Origin of the sequence: Xanthocytophaga flava (assembly GCF_030068545.1) — a bacterium.
In the GTDB taxonomy this organism is placed as follows: domain Bacteria; phylum Bacteroidota; class Bacteroidia; order Cytophagales; family 172606-1; genus Xanthocytophaga; species Xanthocytophaga flava.
Map to the genome: position 1 here is coordinate 345539 of NZ_JASJOR010000001.1, position 25856 is coordinate 371394.

A 25856-nucleotide genomic window follows, 5' to 3' on the forward strand; every position below is an offset into this window, starting at 1 on the left:
TTGTCTTGATTCATGAGAATAAAGAGGGAAATTTCTTTCAGAAGATCTCAGAATGCTTTTTTCCGAAATTGACAACTTTGAGCACATGTCACAAAGAGAGAAAAGGAGACTTCAATCGTGAGTGGCAGTGTAGGTGCGTAGGCAATCTTTTCTCCGCGAGGTTAGCATTTGGCCTTGGGGGCAGAAGGATCGGGAAAAAGTGTCTTTTTCTTTTGCTACTTTGCTTTTGGACAAGCAAAAGAAAAGTAGGGGCAGGAAGAGTGACGTATAGAAACAATAAACAACCTTAGGCAGGAACAAGCATATATCAAAAAGATAAAGATTCATCAAATAAAATCTATATATTTTGTTCCGATTCATACAATTTCAGAACAACCTAACTCCCGTATATTGCACCACAATACCTCAACCTGTTAGCATGTATGCGCTATACCGAATACACTCCTTGCGAAGCCTTAAAGCCTTTTATAAAGACCTATTATCTGTTTGAGACTGACGGAGAAGGCCTGTATGAGGATACAGCCTTTGCAACGGGATGTATGGAAGTCATGTTTAATATGAGTACCAACAAATGGCAAAGTCGTTCTGATAATCAGTTTGTGGATCACTCACCCATCGAATTGTGGGGACAGGTAATACAGCCACTTTCCTTTCGGACAACAGGTAAGAGTTCTATGCTGGGAGCCCGGTTTCATGCACATACCAGTTCGTTTTTATTGGAAGAAGGGATTTCTCTTTTTAACGACCATATATCTAATCTGGCAGATGTTATAGGCAATCCGGTGAACCACCTTCATGAAAGGCTTCTCAATACCCCTACCCTACGCGAAAGATTACTACTGTTGGATCAGTTTTTCCTGAACAGGTTAGCCAAACGAGAGAAAGTGTCAGATAAGTTACAGTTGTTGTCGGCTGCTTCATCACAGATTCAGCAGCGGGAAGGCATGCTGGATGTAGCAGATCTGGCTACCCGGTATGGTATCTCTTCCCGGTATTTACACAAACTCTTTGTGCAACATGTAGGAGTATCGCCCAAGTTATATCAGAAAATACACCGCTTTCAGCAAAGTCTGATGTTGTTACACAAAGGTGCAGACTCTCTTACCACTATTGCCTATCAGGCTGGGTATAGTGACCAGTCGCATTTTATCAGGGACTTCAAAAGCTTTACCCATAAGCTCCCATCCGAATTTTCTACGCTGAGTGCTACCGCTGTTTTGGTATCACCTTGCAAGTAACAACAGAACTCATTCAGTAGTTGTAATCCGTTCTTTGCGTGACAGATTCTGTGCGCTAAACCGATTGATTACCACAAAACCCAGAATGGTTATCAGCATGCCATTGTAACTGGCCAGATGAGTATTGGGAAAGGCAGAAATGAACATAATATCCATCATGCCGTGGAAGATTGCACAGGTAAGTACACTTCCACCAGAAGAATTAAACAACCAGGCAAAAAGGATACTACCCAGTAATAAGCTGAATAACCATCCAGCTATGCCAAAAATATCCATATGGTAATAGCCACTCAGCGGATAGAAGAACAAAGGCCAGTGCCAGATAGCCCAGAAGATAGTGAGCAGAATACTAGCCTTCATAGCAGTCATAGAGCCTTGCAATCTAGGCAATACAAATCCCCTCCATCCAGCTTCCTCGCCTATTCCCACTACAAAGATATTGATAGCTGCAAATGTAAACCATGACAGCCCCGGCATCTCCCGTGAAGTACTTAATCCCCGAAAGGAAATTGGCTCATGGTCAACTATCGCACTGATAATCTGAGAGAATAGCACTACTACAAAGGGAATTCCCAGGGCTGCCAGTATTGCCCAAAGTGAGGAACCAAGGGTAGTTATCCGATGTACCAACAGTCGTATACCTGCTTTGCCATTCTGAATGGCGGTAGCCAGTAAAGATGCCAGCAAAGGTCCTGCTAGTCCTGCATAATGAAACACGGGATCTGTATGCCAGCTGACTGGAAATAAAGAAGGTAGATAATAAGGTGCCCAGATACACCAGGTAATCAGATAAGCGAATACAAAAAAGAGGCTCAGGCTCCGAAAATGATTGGTTGTTTGCATGGCAGACAGCTAAGAAATGCAATTGGATATAACATCGCATACATGTCAAAAATAGAAGTCTGCTACTGATGGGTAAATGATTAGAGTCAGGAATATGGGTGATTCTCGTATGCATTCTTCGTGACCTGTCAGGGAAATTCTGATATCCTGTAGGGACGATTGGCAGATCACCCAATGCTGTCGACTTAAGGAAGTCACTCAAAATACCTACCTGTCCTCCTGAAAGGAACTTGTGGCAAAACCAGCGGCCTCTGGAATTAGAGAGTATTTTTTTCTCTCAGAAACCACATGCAACTCTATTTGTCAACAGGTTCTTTCAGAAGAACAAAAAAGAAAAAACTCTCTTAAGTTGATAAGATTGATCAATTGCTCCTACATTGCTACTTAACATCTAAACGATGTGTGATCTTTCTCTGCGGTGAATTGTGCTCAAACACAAAACTTGCGGTGAATTCCGATCAAACACCCATGTTGCGGTGAATTCTATGCAAAAACTTTTTTGCGGTTTATTCGTGGCAAAAATTATTTTCTCACGGACATCACAAGGTAACTCTTCCTCTTTCAGTTTGCATAGAACCAGACGCAGAAAGATAGGCTGAGTGGAACTCAACGCAGAAAAAGAAATGGCTGTGAATTATGCTTAGAAAAAAATTTGAACAGAATGCAGGTCAACATTGCGTCTGTCTGACTCATTATCTACGGACAACAAACACCTTAAAACATTGTCTGAAAGCCGTTTACACATTCAAACGCATATATTTTTCAGTTGAAACGTACGTATATCCCTCAGAGACCCTGTTGATGATCTGCTTTTTTTTAGCTAGTTTTCCCCTATAATCTTCCATATAGTTGTCTATCAATCTGTTGTAACCAACAACACACGTTCAACAGTTGAGCATATATACGGAACGACCCGCTACCACCATACAGACAAGTATCAGGTATAGTATCAACAGATACCTGAATCTGACTATTTACCGATCCTGATTATACCTTTATTAGTAGCCTGCATGGAAAACGTTTACACTATCCCTGTCTCAGATACTCAGACATCTGCTTATGTATCTTCTGCCCTTTATCAGGCATTGCAGCAGGAAGCCAGCAAGCTGGATAAACAGTTTGTCAGAGCCTTACAAAATAGTGAACGCTATCCTCAGGATGAGCAGTTTCGGATTGATGTACTGATAATAGACAAGGAACGGGTACAACTCAAAGAAAAGCAGGAAACGGTTGCTCATGAACTTACCTTGCTCGAACAGGCATTTGGACGAATTGCCTATACTCAGAACTATCTGCAACGTGCAGCAGCCTATTTTAAATCAGGTGATTATTCGTCGGCCCGTCTTGTGCTGGAGATGGAGGTAGAACGGGCGGAGAAAGAACAGGTAGCCTATACACCTCAGGCACGCAAGGAACAGGCAGAACAATGGCTGATGCTGGCTCGTCTGACACTGGTAGATTTCTCTCTGGGAGATCGTGTGCAACGTGCTCAGGCTTATTTTACTCAATCGCTACTTACTTTCCGGTTTCTGGAAAATACCCTTTCCTGTGCCCGGTTATTGCATACACAACATCAGTATAGTCAGGCATTGCCTCTGTATGATGAGGCACTGAAACTAGCCTGGTCGCTGGCAAAGACAGATGAGGCAACTTACATGCCCGAAACTGCTCAGATTCTGGCTTATATTGGTCACTTACATAAAGCGCTACATCAGTACACTGAGGCTGAATCGTACTTTCAGGAAGCACTGGAGATCTATCAGGAGTTGACAGCAACTGAAATGTATACAGCCCAGATGGCACATCTGCTGGATTTGTTGGGCTATGTACAGAAAATGACGCATCAGTATCCGGCAGCAGAAGCATCGTATTTACAGGCACTAGCACTCTACACCCAACTGGAAGAGACTGCACCTAAAGCCTATTTGCCGGAAATGGCGTCTTTGCTCAACCATCGGGGACTGTTACAGAAGCATCACAAACAATACAAGGAAGCCGAACAAGCATTTCAGAGAGCCTTACAGATTCGTCTGCATCTGGCAAAGGAAAGCCCTTATACCTGGTTGTCGGACGTGGCACAGACCTGGAATCATCTGGGCAATACACAGAAAGCATTGCGCCAGTATAAGGAGGCAAGTACCGCCTATCAGAAAGCACTGGAAGTATACCGGCAACTGGCTGAGGAAGACAAGTCAGCTTATCTGCATCACATAGCCCAGACTTTATGTCATCTGGGTAGCCTGCAATCTGATTATCATCAGCACGCTGAAGCAGAGCGGTCATATTTACAGGCACTGAGTATCTATCATCAGTTGCAGCAGGAGCATCCACAGAAATATATCTCACAGGTAGCCAGCATACTAAACAATCTGGGCATTATCCGGAAAGACACAGGACGGCATCAGGAAGCAGAGCAGTCGTATCAGCAGTCTCTGGCTCTGTATCAGCAACTGGCACTGGAAAATCCCAAAACATATCTGCCCGATGTAGGATTGCTGTTCAATAACCTGGGGAGTCTGCAACTGGACTATGAAAAACTGTCTGAAGCTGAGCAGTCGTATGAACAATCGCTGGCAGTGTATAAACAATTAGCTGTTGAGAATAATCAGGTATATCAGCCCTATGTAGCTATGGTGTGCGTGAATATGTGTATCATGTACCGTAACCACATTCCATCACGTGAGAAATCTCTTTTCTATGTAAAGGAATGTATTCAGGCCGCCCAACCTTTTCTAGGAAAACTACCTGCCATTCAGAATTACTATAAAACTGTGCTGACTGTCATCCAAAGCTGGAACATTGACCCGGAATTGTTTTTGAGAGGGTTGTAAGACAGGTCTTGAATCACGCATGACACGGCTTAGAGGAATTTCACGGATTTAAAAGAGAGCCTTTATCCGTGAAATTCCTTTTAATCTGTAATTCAAGACTACTTCTCCAGATTGAGTCGTAGATTTTCGACAAACTCCTCAGTGACATCAAAGTAAGAGGCCAGTTGTTGAGTGGTCAGCATACCATCTTTGAGAAATTTACGAATTGTCTCCGTTTTCTCTTCCAATTTACCTTCTTGCTTACCTTTCTGCTCTCCCTCCTGAAATCCTTCCAGCTTACCTTCCAGTCGTCCTTTCTTTTCTCCTCTTCTGAAAAGAATATCATCCTCTTCTTTGATGTATTTAGAAATAGAGTCTATCATCGTCTCAATGTAGTCAGTTAGTTTACGCAAGTTAGCCAATACCCGTAATTGTTGCAAGTGTTTGTCCAGTTCCAGTGGGCTAGCTGAGGTTTGCTGTAATCGTTCATAAATCCGTCTGGCGGCTTGTTCGGGCTTGCTATCACCAAACTTACCTAACACAGCAAAGACCACTTCATCGCCTTTCTCTGAGGAGAGAAACAGTTCATAATCAATGGTGGAAAATTGGACCAACTGGAATGAAAATACAAGATCGGTCAGAACGAGCTGGGTACGCATCCTGGGTTTGCCGTCAGAAAGAAAGATCACATATTGCAGCACATCCAGTTTGTATTTGCGGGCCAGCAGGGCTTTGTATTCGAGCATTCTGTAAACCATATCCTTCTCATTGACCAGCTGAAACTCTAACTGTAGCAAAAAGGTTTTCCCCTCTTTATTGGTAACCTTGAGCAATTGATCTGGTTTTCGTTCTAGGGTACGTTGCAGATCAGCATTTATCTTCTCGTAAGAGGCCACCTGAATCTGAAGTACTTTTTCAATCAGAGCCAGGGTAACAGATTCCAGGTTTTCTTTGAATATTTTATCATATTGATTGCCTTCTTTTTTGGTGCTCATACAAGTATAAAAAATGAAACAGGCGGCAAAAGTAACTAAAGATGCGATCTGTTTAACTAAGAATTATCTTTAAACCTGTGATTCAAGATAGGTAGGGGAAGATTTTTTATTGGATAATAAGCTGGCATTCAGTTTTGTTCGTGCAGGGATCTCAACGAAAAATGTAATGAAGCTGGCAAGCAATACCATACTCGAAAATGCAATGAGGCTAGCCAGGCTCAGGCTTATTCCAAAATAGGCTATAATCTTGGGCATCAGTACATAGACACCTATAAATTGATGTATCAGATAAAATGCATAGGAAATCTTTCCAAAGAAAAGAGTGACCGGATTTACTATCCACTTTAGCTTTCCGGTTACAAAAAGTGTAAATACTCCTACATAACCCAGCAAAACCAACCCATACAGCCATTGAGTTTTAAATAAATCATATCGGACACTCTGATAAAACAGACTAAACTGCACCAGCCAGCAAAGTCCTATCAATATATATCTCCTTACATAGTCTTTCTTTTCATGAATGATAGTAAAGAAGAGTATTCCCATAAAAAATAAGGGCAGATAATTAACCAAGGGAAAGTCTATACGTTCTGATCTAAATGCCCCCTGATGGCTCGTTGGTACAAAAAAATTATAGATGCCAACCACAAACACACTAATCCCTCCCCATACTTCTATATGTTTTAACTGCTTTAAGATAAACAGCAGTACAATCACCAGGTAAAACAACAACTCAATAATTAGTGTCCAATAACTTCCGTCCAGATTATCTACCCAGGAATAATGCTGAAGCATGGTCAGATTAAGTGCATAGGTCTTCCAGAGAGAAAGGTCTATTGCTTTATACGATAGCTGGGCCAGCACTGTAACTATAAAAGTAATGGTAACGCATGTCCAATAGGTAGGATACAATCGGGTAAATCTGCGGATGATAAACTCTCTGGCGGTAGCTACATGGTTGATACTCATAAAAATGACAAAGCCAGATATGATAAAAAACAACTCAACCCCTGTAGCACCCACTCTAAACTGTAATAAGGGATGAGTCTGTCCCAATGTAAAATGATACACTGCAACAAAGATGGCAGCTATTCCTCGTAAAGCATCCAGTTCAGGGTACCGTATTTTCATTTAGCAAGAATTAGTTTTTTATAATCTGTTTAATATACATCTGCAAAAGTAACAGGCTTAGCTGTATATTTGGATTAAGGCTATCTGATTTCGGCAGTTATCCTTTTAAAAACTTCTTCTCTTAAACCAGCCACAAAATCATACTCTACCTTCCGGGCAATGGATTCGATCACTTCATCCTTACAGGTAAGAATATGATGTATGTAATCGTTGTATCTTGCTTCATTATGATATGGATGCACTCTGTTGGCTACTTTAAGTTCTTCTATCCGGTCTGAGTCTTCAAGCAGATAATAGGCATATGCCCGCAAGCCTAACGGATAGTAACGATGTCCCCTTAAAGCTTCGTCATTGGGAGGGCCGACTTTCAGTTCCAGTACATTGGCAAACCGGAATATACCTGTTCCCAAATCGCCTTGTGTATTCTCAGCATGCACTAAAAGAGTCACGTTGTGATTCTGGTACAGAACTACAGGTTCAGCCCCGCCAGCTTCCTGAGTAAAGTCCAGGTGTTGTTCTATAAGTTTCATAAGAAGACGATCTATTTTAGCTCAGATCATGAACTAAGAAATTTTGATAGCTGTAAATACTCTTGAAATGCCTCAGTGTGAATCCTGTACATTCTTGTTTTTCTCTCAATATACTTTATATAGGAGCTGTTCAATATTTCTTTATTGGGGTTACCAGTTAATGAAGCCACTAGCAGGCTCGCCTCCATCTGTTGAGGAATACTTAAAAAATGTACTAACCAGCGATCAGGAAAAGGATAGATTGACTCACCAGGCACAAACAAATTTACAAGCTTATCTATCTCCACTAAACTATTTGTTTCTGCTATATATTTGAACACGCTGGGTTCTAAGTAGTGTTGAACAAATTCTTGTAAGCTATGCTGAATGCTTTCAACATCTGGTCTTAGATAAATATCATCCAGCAAACTACTGTTTACTGAGAGACTTAAATTATTCCGGGCAGACAGATAGTATTTTAAATCAACTGACGATAAAAGCCAACCCTCTTCATCTGTTGATAACCAACCTGACTTTTGTTTCAGAGAAGTGACAGATTTGTGAGAAAGAGAAAGCCCCGAAATAATTTTTCCGGAAGAAGTTAGTTGCAGAAAAAAATAATGAAATCCCTCTTTATCAGCAAACGGCCTTTGAAAAGTGAATGTACTTCCATTTCCTGCTATTTCAGAGTTCATGATGCTAAACCCATAGGGCTCCAGCATACTTTCTAATCTTGGAAAGATATTTTTTACAATAAACTTTTTAGTCATATACTTCTTTTTACTTAGCTCTTATTGGTACTCTTCAACCTGCTGTTAATGCTCAATAAATTTCTCCTTCACTTTTTTGATCTTCCAGCTATTTACTTCCTCATCCTACTATATTCCTAAACATACCTCCTTAAATCCTACGTCGGTAAGTAAAAAATAACTATCCATAAGAAAACTACCCGTTTTGAGCATAGTTCTGATAATCAAAACAACGCTCAAAATCGCATTGTATAAATCTCCAATTTTGTCCCCATACTCTTAGCAGAAACTTTCGCATAAATAGTCACCACAAAAGTGTAGTGCAGCAAATCCGGAGCCTGTACCTATGCTATCTGATCAATCTTATCTCTTTAAATTTTTTCTAAACTAATGATAAAAAGTTCTCAAAAACCAAACAGCAAAGAAGAAGTCCGGAACCGGATACAGGCAGCAGCCAGCTCACTCAAGCAACCAGTACCCCATCGTGAATTATTTGAAGAACTACTCGCTCAGGTGCCGCCTATCAATTTTAGCGAAGTGTCTGGCCTGGAGAAAGTTCCCTATGAACGCATAGCTGTACTGGTATGTGAAAAAGTAGCTGAACTGGCACATAAAAATCGCTGGCAGATAGGGCATCGGGATGAATTTTACTGGATATACAACAAATGTTTCTGGCAAAAGATAAGCGAACCCGAACTGGAATATTTTCTGGGAAAGGCAGCCGAACGAACAGGAGTTGAAGTGCTGAAAGCCAGAACATACGGCTATCAGGAGGTATTACGCAAACAATTTGCGTCTACAGGCTATTTGCCTGAACTGCCTCAGGAAGACTCCAATATCCGGATTAACCTACGCAATGGCACACTGCATATTGAACACGGCAAGGCTCAGCTACGTGATTTTAACCCGGACGACTTTCTGCGGTATCAGTTGCCGTTTTCGTATGATCCACAGGCGCAGGCACCACAATGGCAGAAGTTTCTGAACGAGGTGCTTCCTGATGCTTCGCTGCAAAAGGTGCTTAGCGAAATGCTGGCTTATGTGTTTGTACCTTCCCAAGCTCTCAAACTGGAAAAATGTCTGTTTCTGTATGGTACTGGCAGCAATGGCAAGAGTGTGGTGTTTGAAGTGATCTCGGCTTTGCTGGGGACTGAAAATGTGAGTAACTTCTCCATTACGTCCCTTACCGACCATACGGGATATTACAGGGCTTTACTGGCAGGCAAGCTTCTCAACTATGCCTCTGAGATTGGGGGCGAAATGGAAAGTTCGCTGTTTAAGCAACTCGTTTCAGGTGAGCCTATTGAGGCACGGCTTCCGTACAAAGAGCCGCAGATTATCCGCAACTATGCCAAGCTGATCTTCAATGCCAACAGTCTGCCGGATGTACCGGAGTTTACCCATGCATTCTTCCGCCGATTTGCCATCATTCCGTTTGAAGTCACCATTCCTGACCATAAGCAGGATCGGGATTTACCACAGCGTATCATTGCCACTGAATTGCCAGGAGTGCTCAACTGGATACTTGAAGGACTACAACGCCTTACCCAGCAACGGGGTTTGTCGCCTTCTGAGAAGATGGCAAGCCAGATTTCCCGTTTCCGTCTGGAAAGCAATCCGGTAGCTGTTTTTATCTCTGAACGTATAGACGACTGCCGTCTGGAAAATGACGTAAACGGCTGGATTTCTGTAGCAGATCTGTTCCAGGACTACACCTGTTGGACAGTAGAGAATGGCCATAAGAAAATGAGCAAACGCAAGTTTTCTGAACGGATGGAAGGGTTGGGGTATTCTAGAGGCCGAAATACGAAAGGCACCGTCCGCACTTTTACAGGCCTTCACCAAAAACTTATCTAAACCATATTTTGCTGACGTTTCTGACAGAACAGACCCCTGTAAAAAACATTTTTTAAAGGAGGGCAATGCTGGAGTACTTTTATCTATCTGAATAACAATTAATTACAAATTAAGAATTACAGGTATAGAGTATCCAGTCTAAATACGAAAATCAATGCAGGCGTTATCGAAAAATAACACACTGTCTATCAAATACTTAAATGATTACAATATTCTATCCCCTTTAAAAAATGTTTTTTACAGGGGTCTGTTCTGTCAGAAACGTCCGACACTCAACCTTGATATACTATGCAAAACTACCGATACCAGCTTAAACCCTATCGTACGCCTGCCGACAGACTTACCTGTCCCTCGTGTGGGGTTAAACGGGCTCTGGCTCCTTACTGGGATAATCAAACAGGAGAGATACTTAATCCACAGGTTGGCAAGTGTAACCGGCTCGATACCTGTGGATATCACTATCCGCCACGGGCTTACTTTCAGGACAATCCGGATCTGGCGACAACGCCACCAACCAGGCAATCCTTGCCAGAGAAGCCACACTCTATTCATAAACAAAAAATCTATTTGCCAGAGGAAGTAATTTATCCAGCCTTGAAGAGCCGCTTTCGCAGCAAAAATACCTTCTGGCAGTATCTTTCAGCGAAGTATGGGGCCGCAACTGCCCATGAGGTATTTGACCGCTATCGTCTGGGAACCTCCAATGCCTATAAAGGAGGCAGTACAATATTTCCGCTTTACGATGGCATAGGGTATGCTTCCGCCCAAATTATTAAAGTACATCCTGCCACCTGCAAAACCATCCGTTTTGCTCATGGACGGGCTACGACCTGGCTTCATAGTGTACTGGCTCAACAGTCAGAAACTACTGAGCCCTGGCTTACCACTTACATAGAACAAGCCGATAAGTATCCGCATCCCTTTGGCTTACACTTACTTACCAGCCAACCTCACCAGACTGTATGTATCGTAGAGTCGGCCAAGACGGCAGTGGTGTGCTCTATCGAATACCCGGAGTTTTGCTGGATGGCCATTGGAGCCCTCAGCTGGCTTAATGCTCAGCGGCTGGCACCACTCCAAGACAGCAATCTGGTACTTATCCCCGATGGAGGTGCAGGCACGAAGGAATGGACCACCAAAGCCACACTGCTACAACGTCAGGGATTCAGCATACAGGTAGCAGACCTCAATTTACCCACTGGCGACGACCTGGCCGATCTGTCGTTTGCCGTAACGGATACAGTAACGCCTATTCCTGTTCAGCCAGTATCTGAGCCTGTCGAAACGCCTATTATGCCAGCGTATTCAGAAGAAAATAACAGCTCTGTTCCACCCATATGCGATGAACGCAAGCTAGCCTTTGTCACTCAGCATGCTGAAATGATAGCCTTCACAGCCGACCTATTGGGAGTAGATCTGCAAACGGCTGTAATTCGGGAAATGTAGGAATGAGAATTGTCTGAATCACGGATTTATCAGATGATAATACCAACGACGGACAGAATCCGTGATTCAGACAAGCTATTTATTCAAACTTTTACGTAAGTCTTCGACAAACTCCTCAGTGACATCAAAGTAAGAGACTAGCTGCTGAGTAGTGAGAATGCCATCTTTTAGAAACTTCACAATAGCTTCTACTTTGCCTTCAAGTTTACCTTCGAGCTTACCTTCTGACTTACCTTCGAGTATTCCTTTTGCCTTTCCTTCTAGCATTCCTTCTTCTTTTCCTTTTTGCTGACCTTTCTTAAAAAGGAAGTCATCTTCTTCTTTGATATACTGAGAAATAGATTCTATCATGATTTCTACAAAGGGTGTTAGTTTACGCAAGTTAGCCAATACCCGTAATTGTTGCAAGTGCCTGTCCCGTTCCATCTGGTTAGGTGAGGTCTGGTTTAATCGTTGTACAATCAAACCAGCAGCTTCTTCTGGAGTGGTACTACCAAAGTTACCCAATACAGCAAATACAATCTCATCTCCTTTGTCAGAAGAGAGAAACAACTCATAATTAATCTGTGAAAGTTGAATCAGATAAAATGAAAAATTCAGATTTTCTTTTTCGATACGGGTACTCATCTGAGGCACCTGATCCGATAAGAACAGTACATACTGACGTATATCCAAATCATATTTCCGGTTAAGAATGGCTCGATACTCCAGCATCCTATCCACCATCTTATCCTCATCGGCGAGTTGGAATTCCAGTTGCAGTAAAAAAGTGTTTCCCTGCTTATCTGTGATCTTTAAAAGCTGATCTGGTTTCCTCTCCAGAGTTCGCTGCAATTCCTGAGGCATTTTCTCGTAAGAGGCCACCTGAATGTGAAGTACTTTTTCAATCAGAGCCAAGGTAACAGACTCCAGATTTTCTTTGAATATCTTATCATACTGATTCCCTTCTTTTTTGGTGCTCATACAAGTATAAAAAACGAAACAGAATACAAAAGTAACAAACTAATCAGGAAAAATAGTAGCTTATAGAAAAAATGGTTTTGATTCAGAGATGAATTAGATAACAGATTTCGCCGATCAATAAGAGTAGAGACATACTAGTTGCAGCAATTCCATAAGAGCAAGGTAACATAGTTACCTTTGCATTGGAAATACAGCTGCAACTCATATAATTGCACCACAAACGAAAAACAAAGAACACAAAGTTATAAACATGCTATTTTACCAGGAAACCCTACATTTATTCACTCAGATACGATTCGATTTTATACATTTCAAACAACAATATATTCGTTTCTTACAGGTTATTCTGCTAAGTGCATCTTGTTATAGTCCTGCCTCAGCACAAATACCTCGACATACACTTCAACTCAGCTTTTTATCTGAAAATTATACATTTCATAAATTACACTCTACCCAGGAGATAGATTCACTGTTCCGTATATTTGAAAAAGACTGGATTAGGCATGTAAAGCAGCAAAAATACACATCCGGATTGCCAGAGGAGGTAATGGCACGGCTAGATAGCTATACCTATTTATTTGCCCTAGTCAATAGCAACTATCCACCTCCGGATTGGGCTATGTACCACTGCTGGAGCAAGTACATGGTTCCGGCAATGATGCAAGACTTTGCCTATTTTTCGAAAGATATTCAGTCTTATAAAGCTTCACTGGTATGGCCTGGAAGCATAAGTAATACCTTTGAGATTGCTCAATACCCTGTCAGCAAAGCACTCTTTACAGATCTGAACAGGATATTTTCTCAACTGCCCGCAGTGCTTAGTTCATATGCAAAAGTGACAGATACAGAGAAACAACAAAGTATTGCCCGTCTTCAGGGCAACCTAAAGCAATACAATGAAGCATATTCTCTGTACCAATTAATCTATGCCAATCAGCTGGATAGCGCCTCTCGGAAGTTAGAGGAAGCTTTGAAAAATGCCAGAGTGCCTGCCTATACATTAGTACAACCAGCCAAAACACTTGCAATTCAGCTATTTCACAAAGGAAGAAACCAACAGGCAAAGTCTGTTCTGGATTTGCTGGTACACCATACCTCTCAAGACCAGTTTCCGACAGATTCTATTCAGGCTATCTACAGCCGTATGGGACTTGCCTATAATAACCCCACCACAAAAACATTGCTTGTCGAAACAGATGAAAGGATAGATTTGCCCGGAAGTTATTTTAATCTAACCAATAAGGAACCCATTCATCCTGACACACTGAAAAACAAACTGATTGTGCTGGATTTCTGGCATACAGCCTGTAAACCCTGTATAACAGAGATACCTGCATTAAATGACTTTTCTGAAAAACTAAAAAACCATAAAGACGTTGTGTTTATTAGTATCAACTGTGATTTTTTTAACACGAAAAGGCCCGAAAAATTTGTATCAACCTATATAAAGAATCAGGCAATTCGGTTTCCGGTTATTTATGATACACCACAAAGCTCTCTTAACCAGAAATATAAGATAACCGGCTATCCAACTAAAATTATCATTACTCCCAATGGCCGGTTACTCAAACGAAAAGATGGAAGTGACCTGTCTCTTGAGGTCATTGAAGAATACCTGTCTGTTCAATGACCCCATCCGTAAAATACCAACAGCTTTGGCCCTGTTAACCTAGTATGGAACTTTTATTTGTCTATTCCTATTCTTCTAACTAGCTTTCTATCTGACAGGAAAGTATTTTGCATCCTACCAACAAGCCTTTACAAAACTACCCATGCATACAGACATCGGAAACCAGGGACAAGCCCAATCTGCCACCAATGAGCCAGAACTGTTTTATGCTCAGTTCTTATTCGAAGCTCCTTTTACACTGGACAAAGATCAGATACTGGCCGAACTGACAAAGGAGTTTGTACAAGTAGATTCTATTGGATTGGAAGATAACGTGTTTCTGTATGCATTTCCGGAATACAGTGCCCAGTATGATGATAAGGAGGTTCCGATGCAGTGTGCTATCCTCACCTCTGAGATACCACTTCCTTCCAAACAATTTGATTCGGCGTTACAGCAAAACTGGGAGTGGCAGGATGCTCAGGAAGTGATTCCCCGCTGTCAGTACCATTTTACGATTACAGACCTGTTGTCCAGAAACCTGGATTATCGGTTACGTGCCGAATGCTTTCAGAAGTTTGCCATTGCGGTTATCAGAGTTACTCAGCCACAGGCAGTTTACTTCAAACATAGTGATAAATTGGTAGAGCCGTTTACATATGTAGATGCGTTAACAGACGAACAACCCGATGTACTGAATGGACTGATGAACATTCGCTTTTTCAATGTGTCCAATGGCAATGAAGGTGAGTTGTTTATGGATACATTAGGCCTGCATGCCTTGGGGCTTCCTGACTTTCAGATTACCTTTACAGCATATGACCCCAATGAGATTGCCAGCCTGCTCACAGGCTATGGACATTATATTTACCAAAAAGGACTGGTCATTGAAGAAGGCAGCAGTATTCAGGGATTACAACCCGATCAGATATGGATCTGCCATTTTATGGATTCCTTTGTGCCTCCACGCCGTGTGGTGATTACAATGGAAAAGGAGAAATAATGTAATGAGTAGTGTTTGCTCCTATTGAAAATTACCCAAACCATTCCTCAACCTTCCATGTAAAGAATTGTGGTGTGTCATTTGGGGTTTTACTACCTTGCCGCAAACTTTAACCATTTGTATGTTAAGAAAATTAGTATCTGCAGCATTGTTTATTGCTGCATCCATTCCACTACAGGCCCAAAGCCTGTACATGCCACGTGATATCAAAGCCGCCTTTGCAAAACAAACCCGTTCTCAGGACGGTCAGCCCGGCAAAAATTACTGGCAAAACCATGGTAAGTACACCATTACCGTTACAGTGAAACCACCTGACCGCAATGTAACAGGTACTGAGCAGATTGTGTATACGAATAATAGTCCGGACACTCTTCGTACGATCAATATGAAGATGATTCTAAACATACACCGTCCTGGTGCGGCAAGATCTTTTGCTACAGAAAAGGAGTATTTGACAGAAGGGATACAGATTGATAAATTTCTGGTAAATGGCATTCCAATTCAATGGAATAATGAACCATCCAGTACCAACCGGGGTGTGAAGCTACCCAAACCTCTTCTGCCACATGAATCTCTTACATTGGATATTGACTGGCATTTCCAGGCCTCCATACAAAGCGGACGTGAAGGTATGCTAGACCCAACCACCGTCTTTCTGGCTTATTTTTATCCACGTGTTGCAGTCTATGATGATTACAATGGCTGGGATACACTTGAGTTTTTAGATGCTCAGGAGTTTTACAACGATTTCAATGATTATACTCTTAATGTAAAGGTTCCTAAAAACTTTGTTGTCTGGGCAACAGGGACACTGCAAAATCCCAAAGAAGTACTACAACCTGAGTATGCCAAACGCCTGGAAAAATCATTTACCAGTGATTCAACCATACACATTGCGACTAAGGAGGATATGGACAAAAAACGAGTGACGGCTAAAAACGCAATGAATACCTGGACATGGACAGCTACGGATATAAGTGATGTGGCTCTTGCAGTCAGTGATACCTATGTATGGGATGCAGCCAGTGTGGTTGTTGATCCCAAAACCAATCGCCGTGCCAGCATGCAGGCTGCTTTTGCCGATTCTGCAGAAGATTTTCACAGAGCTGTACAATTTGGCCGTAATAGCTTAGGCTGGCTATCTACCAACTGGCCAGGTGTACCTTACCCTTTCCCTAAAATGACTTCCGTAATGGGGTTTGCCGATATGGAGTACCCTATGATGTGTAATGACAGCCATACCGACAGCTTCGATTTTACCCAGTTTGTACAGGATCATGAAATAGCCCATACCTGGATGCCATTTTATATGGGTATCAATGAGAGCCGTTATGCTTTCATGGACGAAGGCTGGGCCACTACATTTGAATTGCTGATAGGCACCGCTACATTTGGAAAAGAAAAAGCTGAAAACCTGTTTAAAAAATTCAGAGTAGAAAGATGGATAAACACCAAAGCAACCCATCAGGATCTTCCAATCATTACCCCTTCCAGCGAACTACGTTTTGGGTATGGCAATAACGCTTACGGCAAACCTGCCTTGAGTCATTTTGCCCTAAAGGATATGCTGGGAGATGAGTTGTTTAAAAAAGCATTGCATGGATATATGGAACGCTGGCATGGAAAACACCCAATCCCATGGGACTACTTTAACTCGATGAGCAATGTATCCGGACAGGATCTGAACTGGTTTTTCCATAACTGGTATTTTACCAATTACTATATTGACCTGGCCATTCAGGGAGTTACCAAAGTCACAGGAGGTTACACTATGACAGTACAAAATATTGGAGGTTTTGCTGTTCCTTTTGATGTGAAGATAACCTATACAGATGGTAGCACAGAAAGCATACATCAAACTGCTGCCATATGGAAGGCAGATCAGACACAAACAGCCATTTCGTTAAAAACAACCAAAACTATCCAGAAGGTAACTCTTGATGGGGGAATATTTATGGATGCTACTACGAAAGACAATACGTTTACCTTGTAAGTAGCCTCTAACACATGAAGGATTTCAGATGTGATAAACTCATAATTGAAATGTGTAAAAACATGGATCATTCTGAATTTTGGATATGAGTAAATCCAAGCCTATGCTTTTAAAAATAGTGTGGGCTTGGGTTAATTTTAGAGAGATGTTTCTTCCTTCGTTTCTTTAGTATCCCTTTCATTGTTCTTCCACTGGCTTCTTCATTTTTTGCTTGTCCAAAAAATGAAGCAAAAAAGGACACTTTTCTCCGATCCTCCCGCCCACAGGCCAAAGGCCAACCTCGCGGAGAAAAGATTGCCAACGCACCTACATTACCTTCCGCGATTGAAGTCTCCTTTTCTCTCTTTGTGACATTTATTATTTTTTCTCAAGAACATTCTTTACTCAAAATTTGGGATGACTTATGTTTTTAGAGTACTCTTCAACTTTATTGTTCTTCTTTTATTTGATTTATTATTCTATCTTTCTACATCCATTGACCTTATATCCCTTTTTGTGCTGGCAGGCTTTCTCCTCCTTTTTGTCCTTCTGCAAGAATCTTGTGACAAGACCGGCGGCCTTTCCGATTGGAGATAATTATTTCTCTCAGAAAGTAAGTATGGCTACACCTATCCCGCCGTGGCAGGAGATTTCTTTCAGAAGGACAAAAATAAACAAAAGAAAAAGAAGTAAACTCTCTTTGGTTGGTGGCTTTATACATCTGCTTACGTTATCAACCTTTTTATTTCCAGAAAGTTATGAGACACAACTTATAATTCTATAGAAGAGATAGTACAGTAAAACCCGTATATTCGCTAATCATCACTCACCATACAACCTTACACGACCATGTTTGGCATTATCAACTACTGGGCATTTTTACTGGCAGGCATTTTACTTAACATCACCCCCGGATCAGACACCATATATATCCTGGGAAGAAGCATTTCTCAGGGCAAACAAGCGGGTATTGTATCAGCACTGGGCATTGCTACTGGTACACTGGTTCATACTATTTTTGCAGCTATTGGCTTGTCAGTAATTCTGGCACAGTCGGCGATGGCTTTTACTATAGTCAAGTATGCAGGGGCAGCTTATCTCATTTTTCTGGGTGTAAAGGCATTGCTCTCAAAGTCTGCAACAAACTCCGAAACAACAACCCTTCCTAAAGTAAGTCTTCAGCGTATTTATCTGTCGGGCATTCTCACCAATGTACTTAATCCAAAAGTAGCGTTATTCTTTCTAGCCTTTCTGCCACAGTTCATTGACCCGGCCTACAGCAATAGTACACTCAGCTTTTTGTTGCTGGGACTGACTTTTGTCACTACAGGACTCATCTGGTGTACCTGTCTGGCAGTTTTCTCAGCACGACTATCGGGTTATTTCACAAAAAATCCTACGATAAAAAGCTATCTGGATAAAGCTACAGGGTTTGTATTTATCCTGCTGGGAATCAAGCTTGCTTTTACAAAGAAATAGGTCTATTCAGCTATTCATAACCTATCTGTCAAAACATACCATGAAAATCTGCATTGCACAAACCAAGCCTGTAAAGGGTGATATTGACTATAATGTTGAAGTTCACAAATCCCTGATTAATATAGCAATATTGCAGGGTGCAGATACAATTGTCTTCCCTGAGCTTTCTATTACAGGCTATGAACCTACCCTTGCAGACGCTCTCGCTACCACTCCTGACGATAGCCGTTTTGAAGTATTTCAAACACTAAGTGATACCCATCAAATCACAATTGGAATTGGAATACCCACCCGGGATTTAACAGGTCTGCATATCAGTATGGTTCTATATCAGCCTCATGCACCGTGGCAGGTATATTCTAAAAAGTATTTGCATGCTGATGAAGATCCCTTTTTTATGTCAGGATATAATACACTGGAAGTAATTCGCAATGCGCCACAGGCAGCCCTCTCAATCTGTTATGAACTTTCTGTTTCAGAACATGCCCAAAATGCATCTACATTAGGTGCTAACCTGTATGTATCCAGTGTAGCCAAGACGGCCAAAGGAGTAGCCACAGCTATCGAACGGCTTGCTGAGATTGCCAGGACCTATGCTATGGATGTGGTCATGTCTAACTGCATTGGTTTGTGTGATGGAGCTGAATGTGGTGGAAGGTCATCGGTATGGAACAAACAGGGTATATTGCTAGGCCAGTTGGATGATATACATGAAGGCATTCTGGTATTTGATACAGACACCCAGGAAGTAGTGGTTCAGCTATTGGAGACTGCCTGATACATGACAAAGTTTCCAGAGACTATCATAAAAAACATCTTTCTTGCATTGATTAATTCTAATAGTCTCCTGAGTGAAATCATACTATTATTTTTGCACTGCGTATAATTCTCAGCATTTTGGAAGGAACCACAACATTAATTGGACTATTTATTACAACCGTTTTTAATCAGAGTTCCAATCACTTTTGCGTTTGACCAAAATTCCGATCACTTGAAAAAAATATCAGAATTCTACTCATGACAAAGCTTGAACTGAGTTATGCACATTCATCAACCTTTCACATAATTTGCAGCAAATGATTAATTTAGCAACTCTTACCTGCTCTTTATCTTTTTAGTAGCTTGATACCTCAATATTTATTTCTATAAGACAACCTTTTATATCAAATCTTTCAGTGTACAAATTATATCCTACTATTAATCGGAATTCCCCTATGCATTAGCTAATTTAGCTTCTGTATTTACCAGACATATACAATCTTTTGTACATAAAACACAGATACTAAAGCGTAAGTCAAATAAACGTTATCAAACTCATTACCCTCTATATACTATCAAACATTGATATCAGACAAAGAAAGATTTGATGACAATTGGGCAATAACCATTTTAAAAAAGGTAAAGAAAGTCTGAAGAGTACATGATTCTTCCCAGTTCTTGCTGGTATTAGTAGTCCCAAAAAATATGATTCGCTTCAGGTATCTCTTTATCTTTCTCCTCTCCTATCCCGTTTTTGGCCAGGACCCCAAACTACTGGATAGTCTCATGCATCTCTACAAAAATGTACAGGCAGACTCGTCCCGTTATCTGATCCTTGCCGATATTGCCGATCAATACTCCCGAAGTAACCCAGATACTACTATTCTTTTAGCGAATCAATGTGCACAATGGTCAGAGCAGCATCATTTTATCAGAGGGCAGGCACATGCATACAATAGAATGGGACTGGGCTATTGGACAAAAGGAAATCACATTCAGGCATTATCCAACTACCAGAAAAGTCTGCCTCTCTGTATACAGATCAATGATCAGGCAGAACTCGGACTTTGCCTCAATAATATTGGACTTGTTTACTTTGATCAACGGGATTACAAATCAGCTTTGAAGTATTTTGACAAAGCATTTGCCGCATTTGGCTCTGTTCGCAAGAAAGACGGCCTTGCTACTACGCTTAACAATATGGGACTGACACATGAAATGCAGGATAACCCCATACTAGCTCTTAATTACTACCAGCAGGCACTAACACTTTCACAACAGATAGATTATAAGGTATGCATCGGGCAAAGTCTTACCAATCTTGGCTACATTAACATCAACCTGAAAAAATACCCTGAAGCGATTTCTTATCTGCAAAAAGCAAAGGTCATTCAGGAGCATATTAATGATCAATCCACTCTAACTTCTACACTCCTGGGACTGTCTCAGATTTATAAGGATAAAAAAGACTATCCAGCCAGTCTGGAATATGCAGAAAAAGCTGCCGATAAAGCCATATCTGTACACATTATGTATGATGCCATGGCTGCCAACCAACTGTTGTACGAGATTTATAATGAGCAGAAAGACTATTACAATGCCCTACGATACTATCGGCAATACAAGCAGTTTAGTGATAGCCTCTTAACTACTGAAAAAAGTGAAACCATCTCTCTTATACAAACAAAGCTTGAACTCACCCAAACCCAGAAAGAGGTAGAAGAACTGGAAAGAGATAAAAAATTTCAACAAACTATAATGCTCTTTATAGGTGTAGGTCTTGTGATAACTATTCTCTTTTTCCTGTTAGTAGTCAATCATCGGAGAAAGCTTATGGCAGCGAATAAGGAACTCTCAAACGCAAAAACTGAAATAGAAAAACAGGCAAGCCTCCTTCAAAAGAGTAATCAGGCAAAAGACAAGATCTTCTCGATTGTCTCTCATGATATACGAAGCCCATTGAATGCATTGCGAAGTGCCATCGATCTGATAGAAACAGATCTTTTGTCTCCTGAAGAGCTAAAAAGCATTGTATCGGCCCTGAACCAACGCTTGTCACATGCCTCTGATATTACAGAAGAATTGCTTCACTGGTCGCGCAGCCAGATGGATGTTATTGAAGTAAACCCTGTCGATGTATCTATCGCAGAGCTATTCCAGTTGAAAGTGGACAGGTTTCAACAACAGGCAGTAGAAAAACAACTCACACTCGCAGTCACCAGTACACATACTACCTTGTGTGTCAAAGCAGATGCGGATATGCTCAAGACCATTCTGCGTAACTTACTCAATAATGCCATTAAATTCAGTTCGCCAGGAGGTACAATCAGACTACATGCTGAACCGTATCAAACCACTGAAACAGTTGCAATGGTACAAATCAGCATAGCTGATTCAGGAGTAGGTATTCATCCGGAAAATATATCCCGGATATTTGCGCAGCAGGGCTATACTACTACAGGTACTTCTGGTGAAAGAGGTACAGGTTTGGGGCTGGGTTTGTGTAAAGAGTTTGTAGAGCGTAATGGAGGAACTATCTGGGTATCCAGCATTCCAGGTGAGGGAACTACTTTTTATTTTACATTACCTGCCTGCTAGTTATATCTACTACAGGTTCTTTTCATGCTCTACCTCACCCAGGCAAGTATATTTCTGTTCAATAACATGCATCAACTTCTTCATTACAGGTGCATTGCTAGGTTGTGCTACAGATAGAATAAATATATTCCTACCCATGCGGACATAGTAAAAATCAGCCGTAAATAAAACAAGACCATGTGGTGCATCGGTTGAAAGAAAAGAGAAAACCTCAATTGCCTTAGACTCGTCTTTAAAACTCCAGACTTCTAACTCACATCCACCAAATAATCTTTGTCTGCGTTTATCACGATACTTTATACGTACCCATCTTGTATGAAAAGAAATAGTTGAATCAAACGGATATTCTTCTTTCGAGCTTTCTACAGAGTCGGGTAGTAACATATCCGACTTCTGAATAAGTATAAAAAAGATCAAAGGAGATTCATGGTAAGTATCCTTATTGATCACTATTGATTGAAATGTTTTTGGTATAGCCATTAGCAAATCCGAACCAGCATAAGTAATCATCTGGAGAAACAACTTGTTAGTCATTGTACAACCCATCTTATGCTGAGTTGTAACCGACTTGGGAGGAACTTGCTGAGCTAATGTACAGTCTGTCATCCAGATAAAAAAACACAAAGTGAAGGCTAGTATTTTGAGCATGATATAGGGCTTACTCCAGTCAGGTAGATTCACAACAAATGAACAATTTATGATTTTTGTTTACGTCCAACATAATCGTATTCTGTCTTTCCAAAACAGGTATATTTTCTTTCTATTAATCTTAAAAATCCATTAATAGTTGGATAATTGCTAGCCTGTTGACTGGTTAGTATAAAAATAGTTTTACCCATACGGATATATCTAAGTGCATTTACCATTAGCCATTTTCTTCCTTTGCCAAGCGCCACAAAGAAGTTGTAAGCATCTACTTGCTTTTTAAAGCTCCATACTTCCAGCTCGAAATTCTTAAACAACTGTTGTCTGCGTTTATCGCGATATGTAATTTCGCCAAACCTCATTTGAAAGGAAAGAGTTGAATCTGCCATAAACAGACTATCTGATTCAAGTATTGACTCCAATACTTGAGAACTCCCATATGTATTTTTGTTAATTTTTACAGAACGGAAAGTTTTTGGAACAGCCATCACTAAATCTGATCCCACATAAGTAATCATTTGGAGAAACAGTTTGTTAGTCATGATGCAACCTGTCTTATACTGAATCACATCTTGCCCTGAAGAGATTTTCTGTGCTAGTATATTTCCTGTCATCGAAATACAAAAAACAACAAGAAAAGGTAACTTATTGATCATAGAACAGATCTACTTATTGTTTTTTAAAAGCATTTTTTATTTTCGGAAAATGTCATACTCTACTTGTCCCATACAGCTATATTTACTTTCTATCTCTCTCATTAACCTATTAATTGTTTTGTAATTACTCCCTTGTCCACTTGTGAATATAAATATATTCCTTCCCATTCTCATATATCTGCAAATCTCAGCTATTCTAAAATTAATCTCACTTTTTTTAAGTATAGAAAAGAGCTTGCGAGCCTCCGATTGATTTTTAAAACTCCAGACTTCTAACTCGCATCCACCAAACAGTTCTCTCCTGTGTTTATGTCTGTAAGTCATATTTATCCATCGCATCTCAAAAGTTTGGCTACTATCTACCCTATAGAGGCTATCTAAAACTATCATTTGATAAAGTATAAAGGATCTATCAAATGTCTTTTGATTAATAAGTGTATATTCAAACGATCCCGGTATAGCCATCAATAAATCTGATCCTGCATAAGTTACCAGTTGCCGAAATAGTGTAGTTGTCATTTTACAATTACTGACAGGCTTTACTTGTGATACAGTCTTTTTTTCACCTACCTGCTGAGCCCAGGAACAAGTCATTATTCCAAAGTATATTATCGTTAGATAAAGTACTCTCATACGAATCAAATTTGCATAATACTACGTAAATTCTGGTAAATAAATAGAATGATCTTATACTATCTCCTCTGTTTCGCAAATATTTACCAGTATGTCCGAAAAAAGCATGGCACGATTATTTCGTAATTTCCCTTCCGTTCTTTTGAACAGCACAACCTATTTATTCGTAAAAAGCCAGGAAGATACGCTAACAACATTTTTCAATCTGTCTGGCATAGTAACAAACTACTTACAAAAAATCCCATAAAGCCATGTAAATCAGTAGCTAACATCTAAGAGAACTCCTATCGAGTTAACCCAATGGAAACCAAAATTTTAATCGTTGAGGACGAGGCTGACCTTTGTCTTTTAGTACAAAACTTCCTTGAAACAAAAGAATATGTGGTGCAATCTGCCTACACTTTTGAAGAAGTAATGCAAAAAGTCCACACTTTTGAACCAGATATTGTGATCATGGACTACAATTTACCAGGAGGCAAAGGAACAGATCTGGTAAGTTCAATAAAAAAATACAATCCACGTATTAGCGTTATTGTGATCAGTGGAATGAATGAGGCTCAGGAAGCAGCACGCCAAAGTGGAGCAGAACAATTTATTGAGAAGCCCTTTCCTTTATCCAAGATTGGTAAAGCAGTTGAAGCGACAGGTGCTTCAGGCTCATAGTATGTTTCTTTCAGATACTTAGAATATACAAAATTTAGGATATAAGTCTTAAAAACCAGAGCCTATACTCTTTTTAGTAGTACAGGCTCTGGTTTATTTTATTGCTATCTAACTTTTTTATTTCCGATTTCTAGTCTTTTCTGTTTGTTATCCGCCTTTTTGTTTTCATAAGAAATAACAACAAACTATTATGTTTTTGAGTATTCTACTTTAAAATACTCAATGATAAGCCCTTCTTAATCTGTATACTCCTGGTCGTTGGTGATTCAAAACTACTTCTCCAGATTGAGTCGTAGATTTTCGACAAACTCCTCAGTGACATCAAAGTAAGAGGCCAGTTGTTGAGTGGTCAGCATACCATCTTTTAGAAATTTACGGATTGTCTCCGTTTTCTCTTCCAGGCGACCTTCTTGCTTACCTTTCTGCTCTCCCTCCTGAAATCCTTCCAGCTTACCTTCCAGTCGTCCTTTCTTTTCTCCTCTTCTGAAAAGAATATCATCCTCTTCTTTGATGTATTTAGAAATAGAGTCTATCATCGTCTCAATGTAGTCAGTTAGTTTACGCAAGTTAGCCAATACCCGTAATTGTTGCAAGTGTTTGTCCAGTTCCAGTGGGCTAGCTGAGGTTTGCTGTAATCGTTCATAAATCCGTCTGGCGGCTTGTTCGGGCTTGCTATCACCAAACTTACCTAACACAGCAAAGACCACTTCATCGCCTTTCTCTGAGGAGAGAAACAGTTCATAATCAATGGTGGAAAATTGGACCAACTGGAATGAAAATACAAGATCGGTCAGAACGAGCTGGGTACGCATCCTGGGTTTGCTGTCAGAAAGAAAGATCACATATTGCAGCACATCCAGTTTGTATTTGCGGGCCAGTAGGGCTTTGTATTCGAGCATTCTGTAAACCATATCCTTTTCATTGACCAGCTGAAATTCCAACTGTAGCAAAAAAGTTTTCCCTGCTTTATTTGTAACTTTGAGCAATTGATCTGGTTTTCGTTCTAGGGTACGTTGCAGATCTGCATTTATCTTCTCGTAAGAGGCCACCTGAATGTGAAGTACTTTTTCAATCAGAGCCAGGGTAACAGATTCCAGGTTTTCTTTGAATATTTTATCATATTGATTGCCTTCTTTTTTGGTGCTCATACAAGTATAAAAAATGAAACAGAAAATAAAAGTAACAAACTAATCAGATAGAACATTAATTCAGATAAAGATCAAACAAAGAAACAACTATGGAATCGGAGTTATCATTAACAAAATTAGTATGATTTATTGCAGCTTATCTTATTCCAA

At 40.5% G+C, this 25856-nt stretch carries 20 protein-coding genes; 11 read left to right on the top strand and 9 right to left on the bottom strand.

Annotated elements, in window-relative coordinates; all coding sequences use genetic code 11:
* Positions 1-422 precede the first annotated feature (422 nt).
* A complete protein-coding gene (locus QNI15_RS01455) occupies positions 423-1238 on the top strand; it encodes a helix-turn-helix domain-containing protein (RefSeq protein WP_314030177.1) in 816 nt (271 codons plus the stop codon).
* 9 nt (positions 1239-1247) lie between these two features.
* Here QNI15_RS01455 and QNI15_RS01460 read toward each other — a convergent pair whose 3' ends face one another.
* Entirely contained in the window at positions 1248-2081 is an 834-nt protein-coding gene (locus tag QNI15_RS01460) for a CPBP family intramembrane glutamic endopeptidase (protein WP_314030178.1), read from the bottom strand.
* Positions 2082-3091: 1010 nt separating this feature from the next.
* Here QNI15_RS01460 and QNI15_RS01465 point away from each other — a divergent pair.
* Complete coding sequence (locus tag QNI15_RS01465) at positions 3092-4912, top strand: tetratricopeptide repeat protein (protein WP_314030179.1); 1821 nt, start codon at positions 3092-3094, stop codon at positions 4910-4912.
* Between the two features lie 98 nt (positions 4913-5010).
* On the opposite strand, the gene QNI15_RS01470 is transcribed toward QNI15_RS01465, so the two are convergent.
* From QNI15_RS01470 to QNI15_RS01485, 4 genes are all read right to left on the bottom strand, one after another.
* On the bottom strand, positions 5011-5886 hold the full coding sequence (locus QNI15_RS01470; protein ID WP_314030181.1) for a hypothetical protein: 876 nt from the start codon (positions 5884-5886) through the stop codon (positions 5011-5013).
* A gap of 69 nt (positions 5887-5955) precedes the next feature.
* Entirely contained in the window at positions 5956-7017 is a 1062-nt protein-coding gene (locus tag QNI15_RS01475; RefSeq protein WP_314030183.1) for an acyltransferase family protein, read from the bottom strand.
* 80 nt (positions 7018-7097) lie between these two features.
* Positions 7098-7547 carry a hypothetical protein gene (locus tag QNI15_RS01480; RefSeq protein ID WP_313993381.1) on the bottom strand — a complete coding sequence of 150 codons (450 nt, stop codon included), beginning with the start codon at positions 7545-7547 and terminating at the stop codon, positions 7098-7100.
* A 26-nt stretch (positions 7548-7573) separates the two neighbouring features.
* Positions 7574-8248 carry a hypothetical protein gene (locus QNI15_RS01485; RefSeq protein ID WP_314030185.1) on the bottom strand — a complete coding sequence of 225 codons (675 nt, stop codon included), beginning with the start codon at positions 8246-8248 and terminating at the stop codon, positions 7574-7576.
* A 417-nt stretch (positions 8249-8665) separates the two neighbouring features.
* Between QNI15_RS01485 and QNI15_RS01490 the strand changes: the two genes are divergently transcribed.
* Positions 8666-10132 (top strand): DNA primase family protein, encoded by a 1467-nt coding sequence (locus QNI15_RS01490; protein ID WP_314030187.1) that lies wholly within the window; start codon positions 8666-8668, stop codon positions 10130-10132.
* Between the two features lie 288 nt (positions 10133-10420).
* The gene (locus tag QNI15_RS01495; RefSeq protein ID WP_314030188.1) at positions 10421-11578 is read left to right on the top strand and encodes a DUF6371 domain-containing protein; all 1158 of its coding nucleotides are present in this window, start codon (positions 10421-10423) and stop codon (positions 11576-11578) included.
* 75 nt (positions 11579-11653) lie between these two features.
* On the opposite strand, the gene QNI15_RS01500 is transcribed toward QNI15_RS01495, so the two are convergent.
* The gene (locus QNI15_RS01500; protein WP_314030189.1) at positions 11654-12541 is read right to left on the bottom strand and encodes a hypothetical protein; all 888 of its coding nucleotides are present in this window, start codon (positions 12539-12541) and stop codon (positions 11654-11656) included.
* 250 nt (positions 12542-12791) lie between these two features.
* On the opposite strand from QNI15_RS01500, the gene QNI15_RS01505 reads away from it, so the two are divergent.
* The 6 genes from QNI15_RS01505 to QNI15_RS01530 all read left to right on the top strand — a co-directional run bounded on the left by QNI15_RS01505 (position 12792) and on the right by QNI15_RS01530 (position 21961).
* Positions 12792-14171: a TlpA family protein disulfide reductase gene (locus tag QNI15_RS01505; RefSeq protein ID WP_314030191.1), complete on the top strand. Its 1380-nt coding sequence runs from the start codon at positions 12792-12794 to the stop codon at positions 14169-14171.
* Between the two features lie 142 nt (positions 14172-14313).
* The gene (locus tag QNI15_RS01510; RefSeq protein WP_314030193.1) at positions 14314-15153 is read left to right on the top strand and encodes a DUF4261 domain-containing protein; all 840 of its coding nucleotides are present in this window, start codon (positions 14314-14316) and stop codon (positions 15151-15153) included.
* A gap of 121 nt (positions 15154-15274) precedes the next feature.
* Positions 15275-17146 (top strand): M1 family metallopeptidase, encoded by a 1872-nt coding sequence (locus QNI15_RS01515; protein WP_314030195.1) that lies wholly within the window; start codon positions 15275-15277, stop codon positions 17144-17146.
* An 828-nt stretch (positions 17147-17974) separates the two neighbouring features.
* Positions 17975-18604 carry a LysE family translocator gene (locus QNI15_RS01520; protein WP_313993401.1) on the top strand — a complete coding sequence of 210 codons (630 nt, stop codon included), beginning with the start codon at positions 17975-17977 and terminating at the stop codon, positions 18602-18604.
* A gap of 40 nt (positions 18605-18644) precedes the next feature.
* Positions 18645-19382, top strand: coding sequence for a carbon-nitrogen hydrolase family protein (locus QNI15_RS01525; RefSeq protein WP_314030196.1), 738 nt, complete (start codon positions 18645-18647; stop codon positions 19380-19382).
* Positions 19383-20068: 686 nt separating this feature from the next.
* Complete coding sequence (locus tag QNI15_RS01530) at positions 20069-21961, top strand: tetratricopeptide repeat-containing sensor histidine kinase (RefSeq protein WP_314030198.1); 1893 nt, start codon at positions 20069-20071, stop codon at positions 21959-21961.
* 9 nt (positions 21962-21970) lie between these two features.
* Here QNI15_RS01530 and QNI15_RS01535 read toward each other — a convergent pair whose 3' ends face one another.
* The gene (locus tag QNI15_RS01535; RefSeq protein WP_314030200.1) at positions 21971-22609 is read right to left on the bottom strand and encodes a hypothetical protein; all 639 of its coding nucleotides are present in this window, start codon (positions 22607-22609) and stop codon (positions 21971-21973) included.
* Between the two features lie 47 nt (positions 22610-22656).
* On the bottom strand, positions 22657-23262 hold the full coding sequence (locus QNI15_RS01540) for a hypothetical protein (protein ID WP_314030202.1): 606 nt from the start codon (positions 23260-23262) through the stop codon (positions 22657-22659).
* A gap of 933 nt (positions 23263-24195) precedes the next feature.
* Here QNI15_RS01540 and QNI15_RS01545 point away from each other — a divergent pair.
* Positions 24196-24558, top strand: coding sequence for a response regulator (locus QNI15_RS01545; RefSeq protein ID WP_314030204.1), 363 nt, complete (start codon positions 24196-24198; stop codon positions 24556-24558).
* 272 nt (positions 24559-24830) lie between these two features.
* Here the strand turns inward: QNI15_RS01545 and QNI15_RS01550 are convergent, their stop codons facing one another.
* On the bottom strand, positions 24831-25706 hold the full coding sequence (locus tag QNI15_RS01550; protein ID WP_314030206.1) for a hypothetical protein: 876 nt from the start codon (positions 25704-25706) through the stop codon (positions 24831-24833).
* Between the last annotated feature and the right edge of the window lie 150 nt (positions 25707-25856).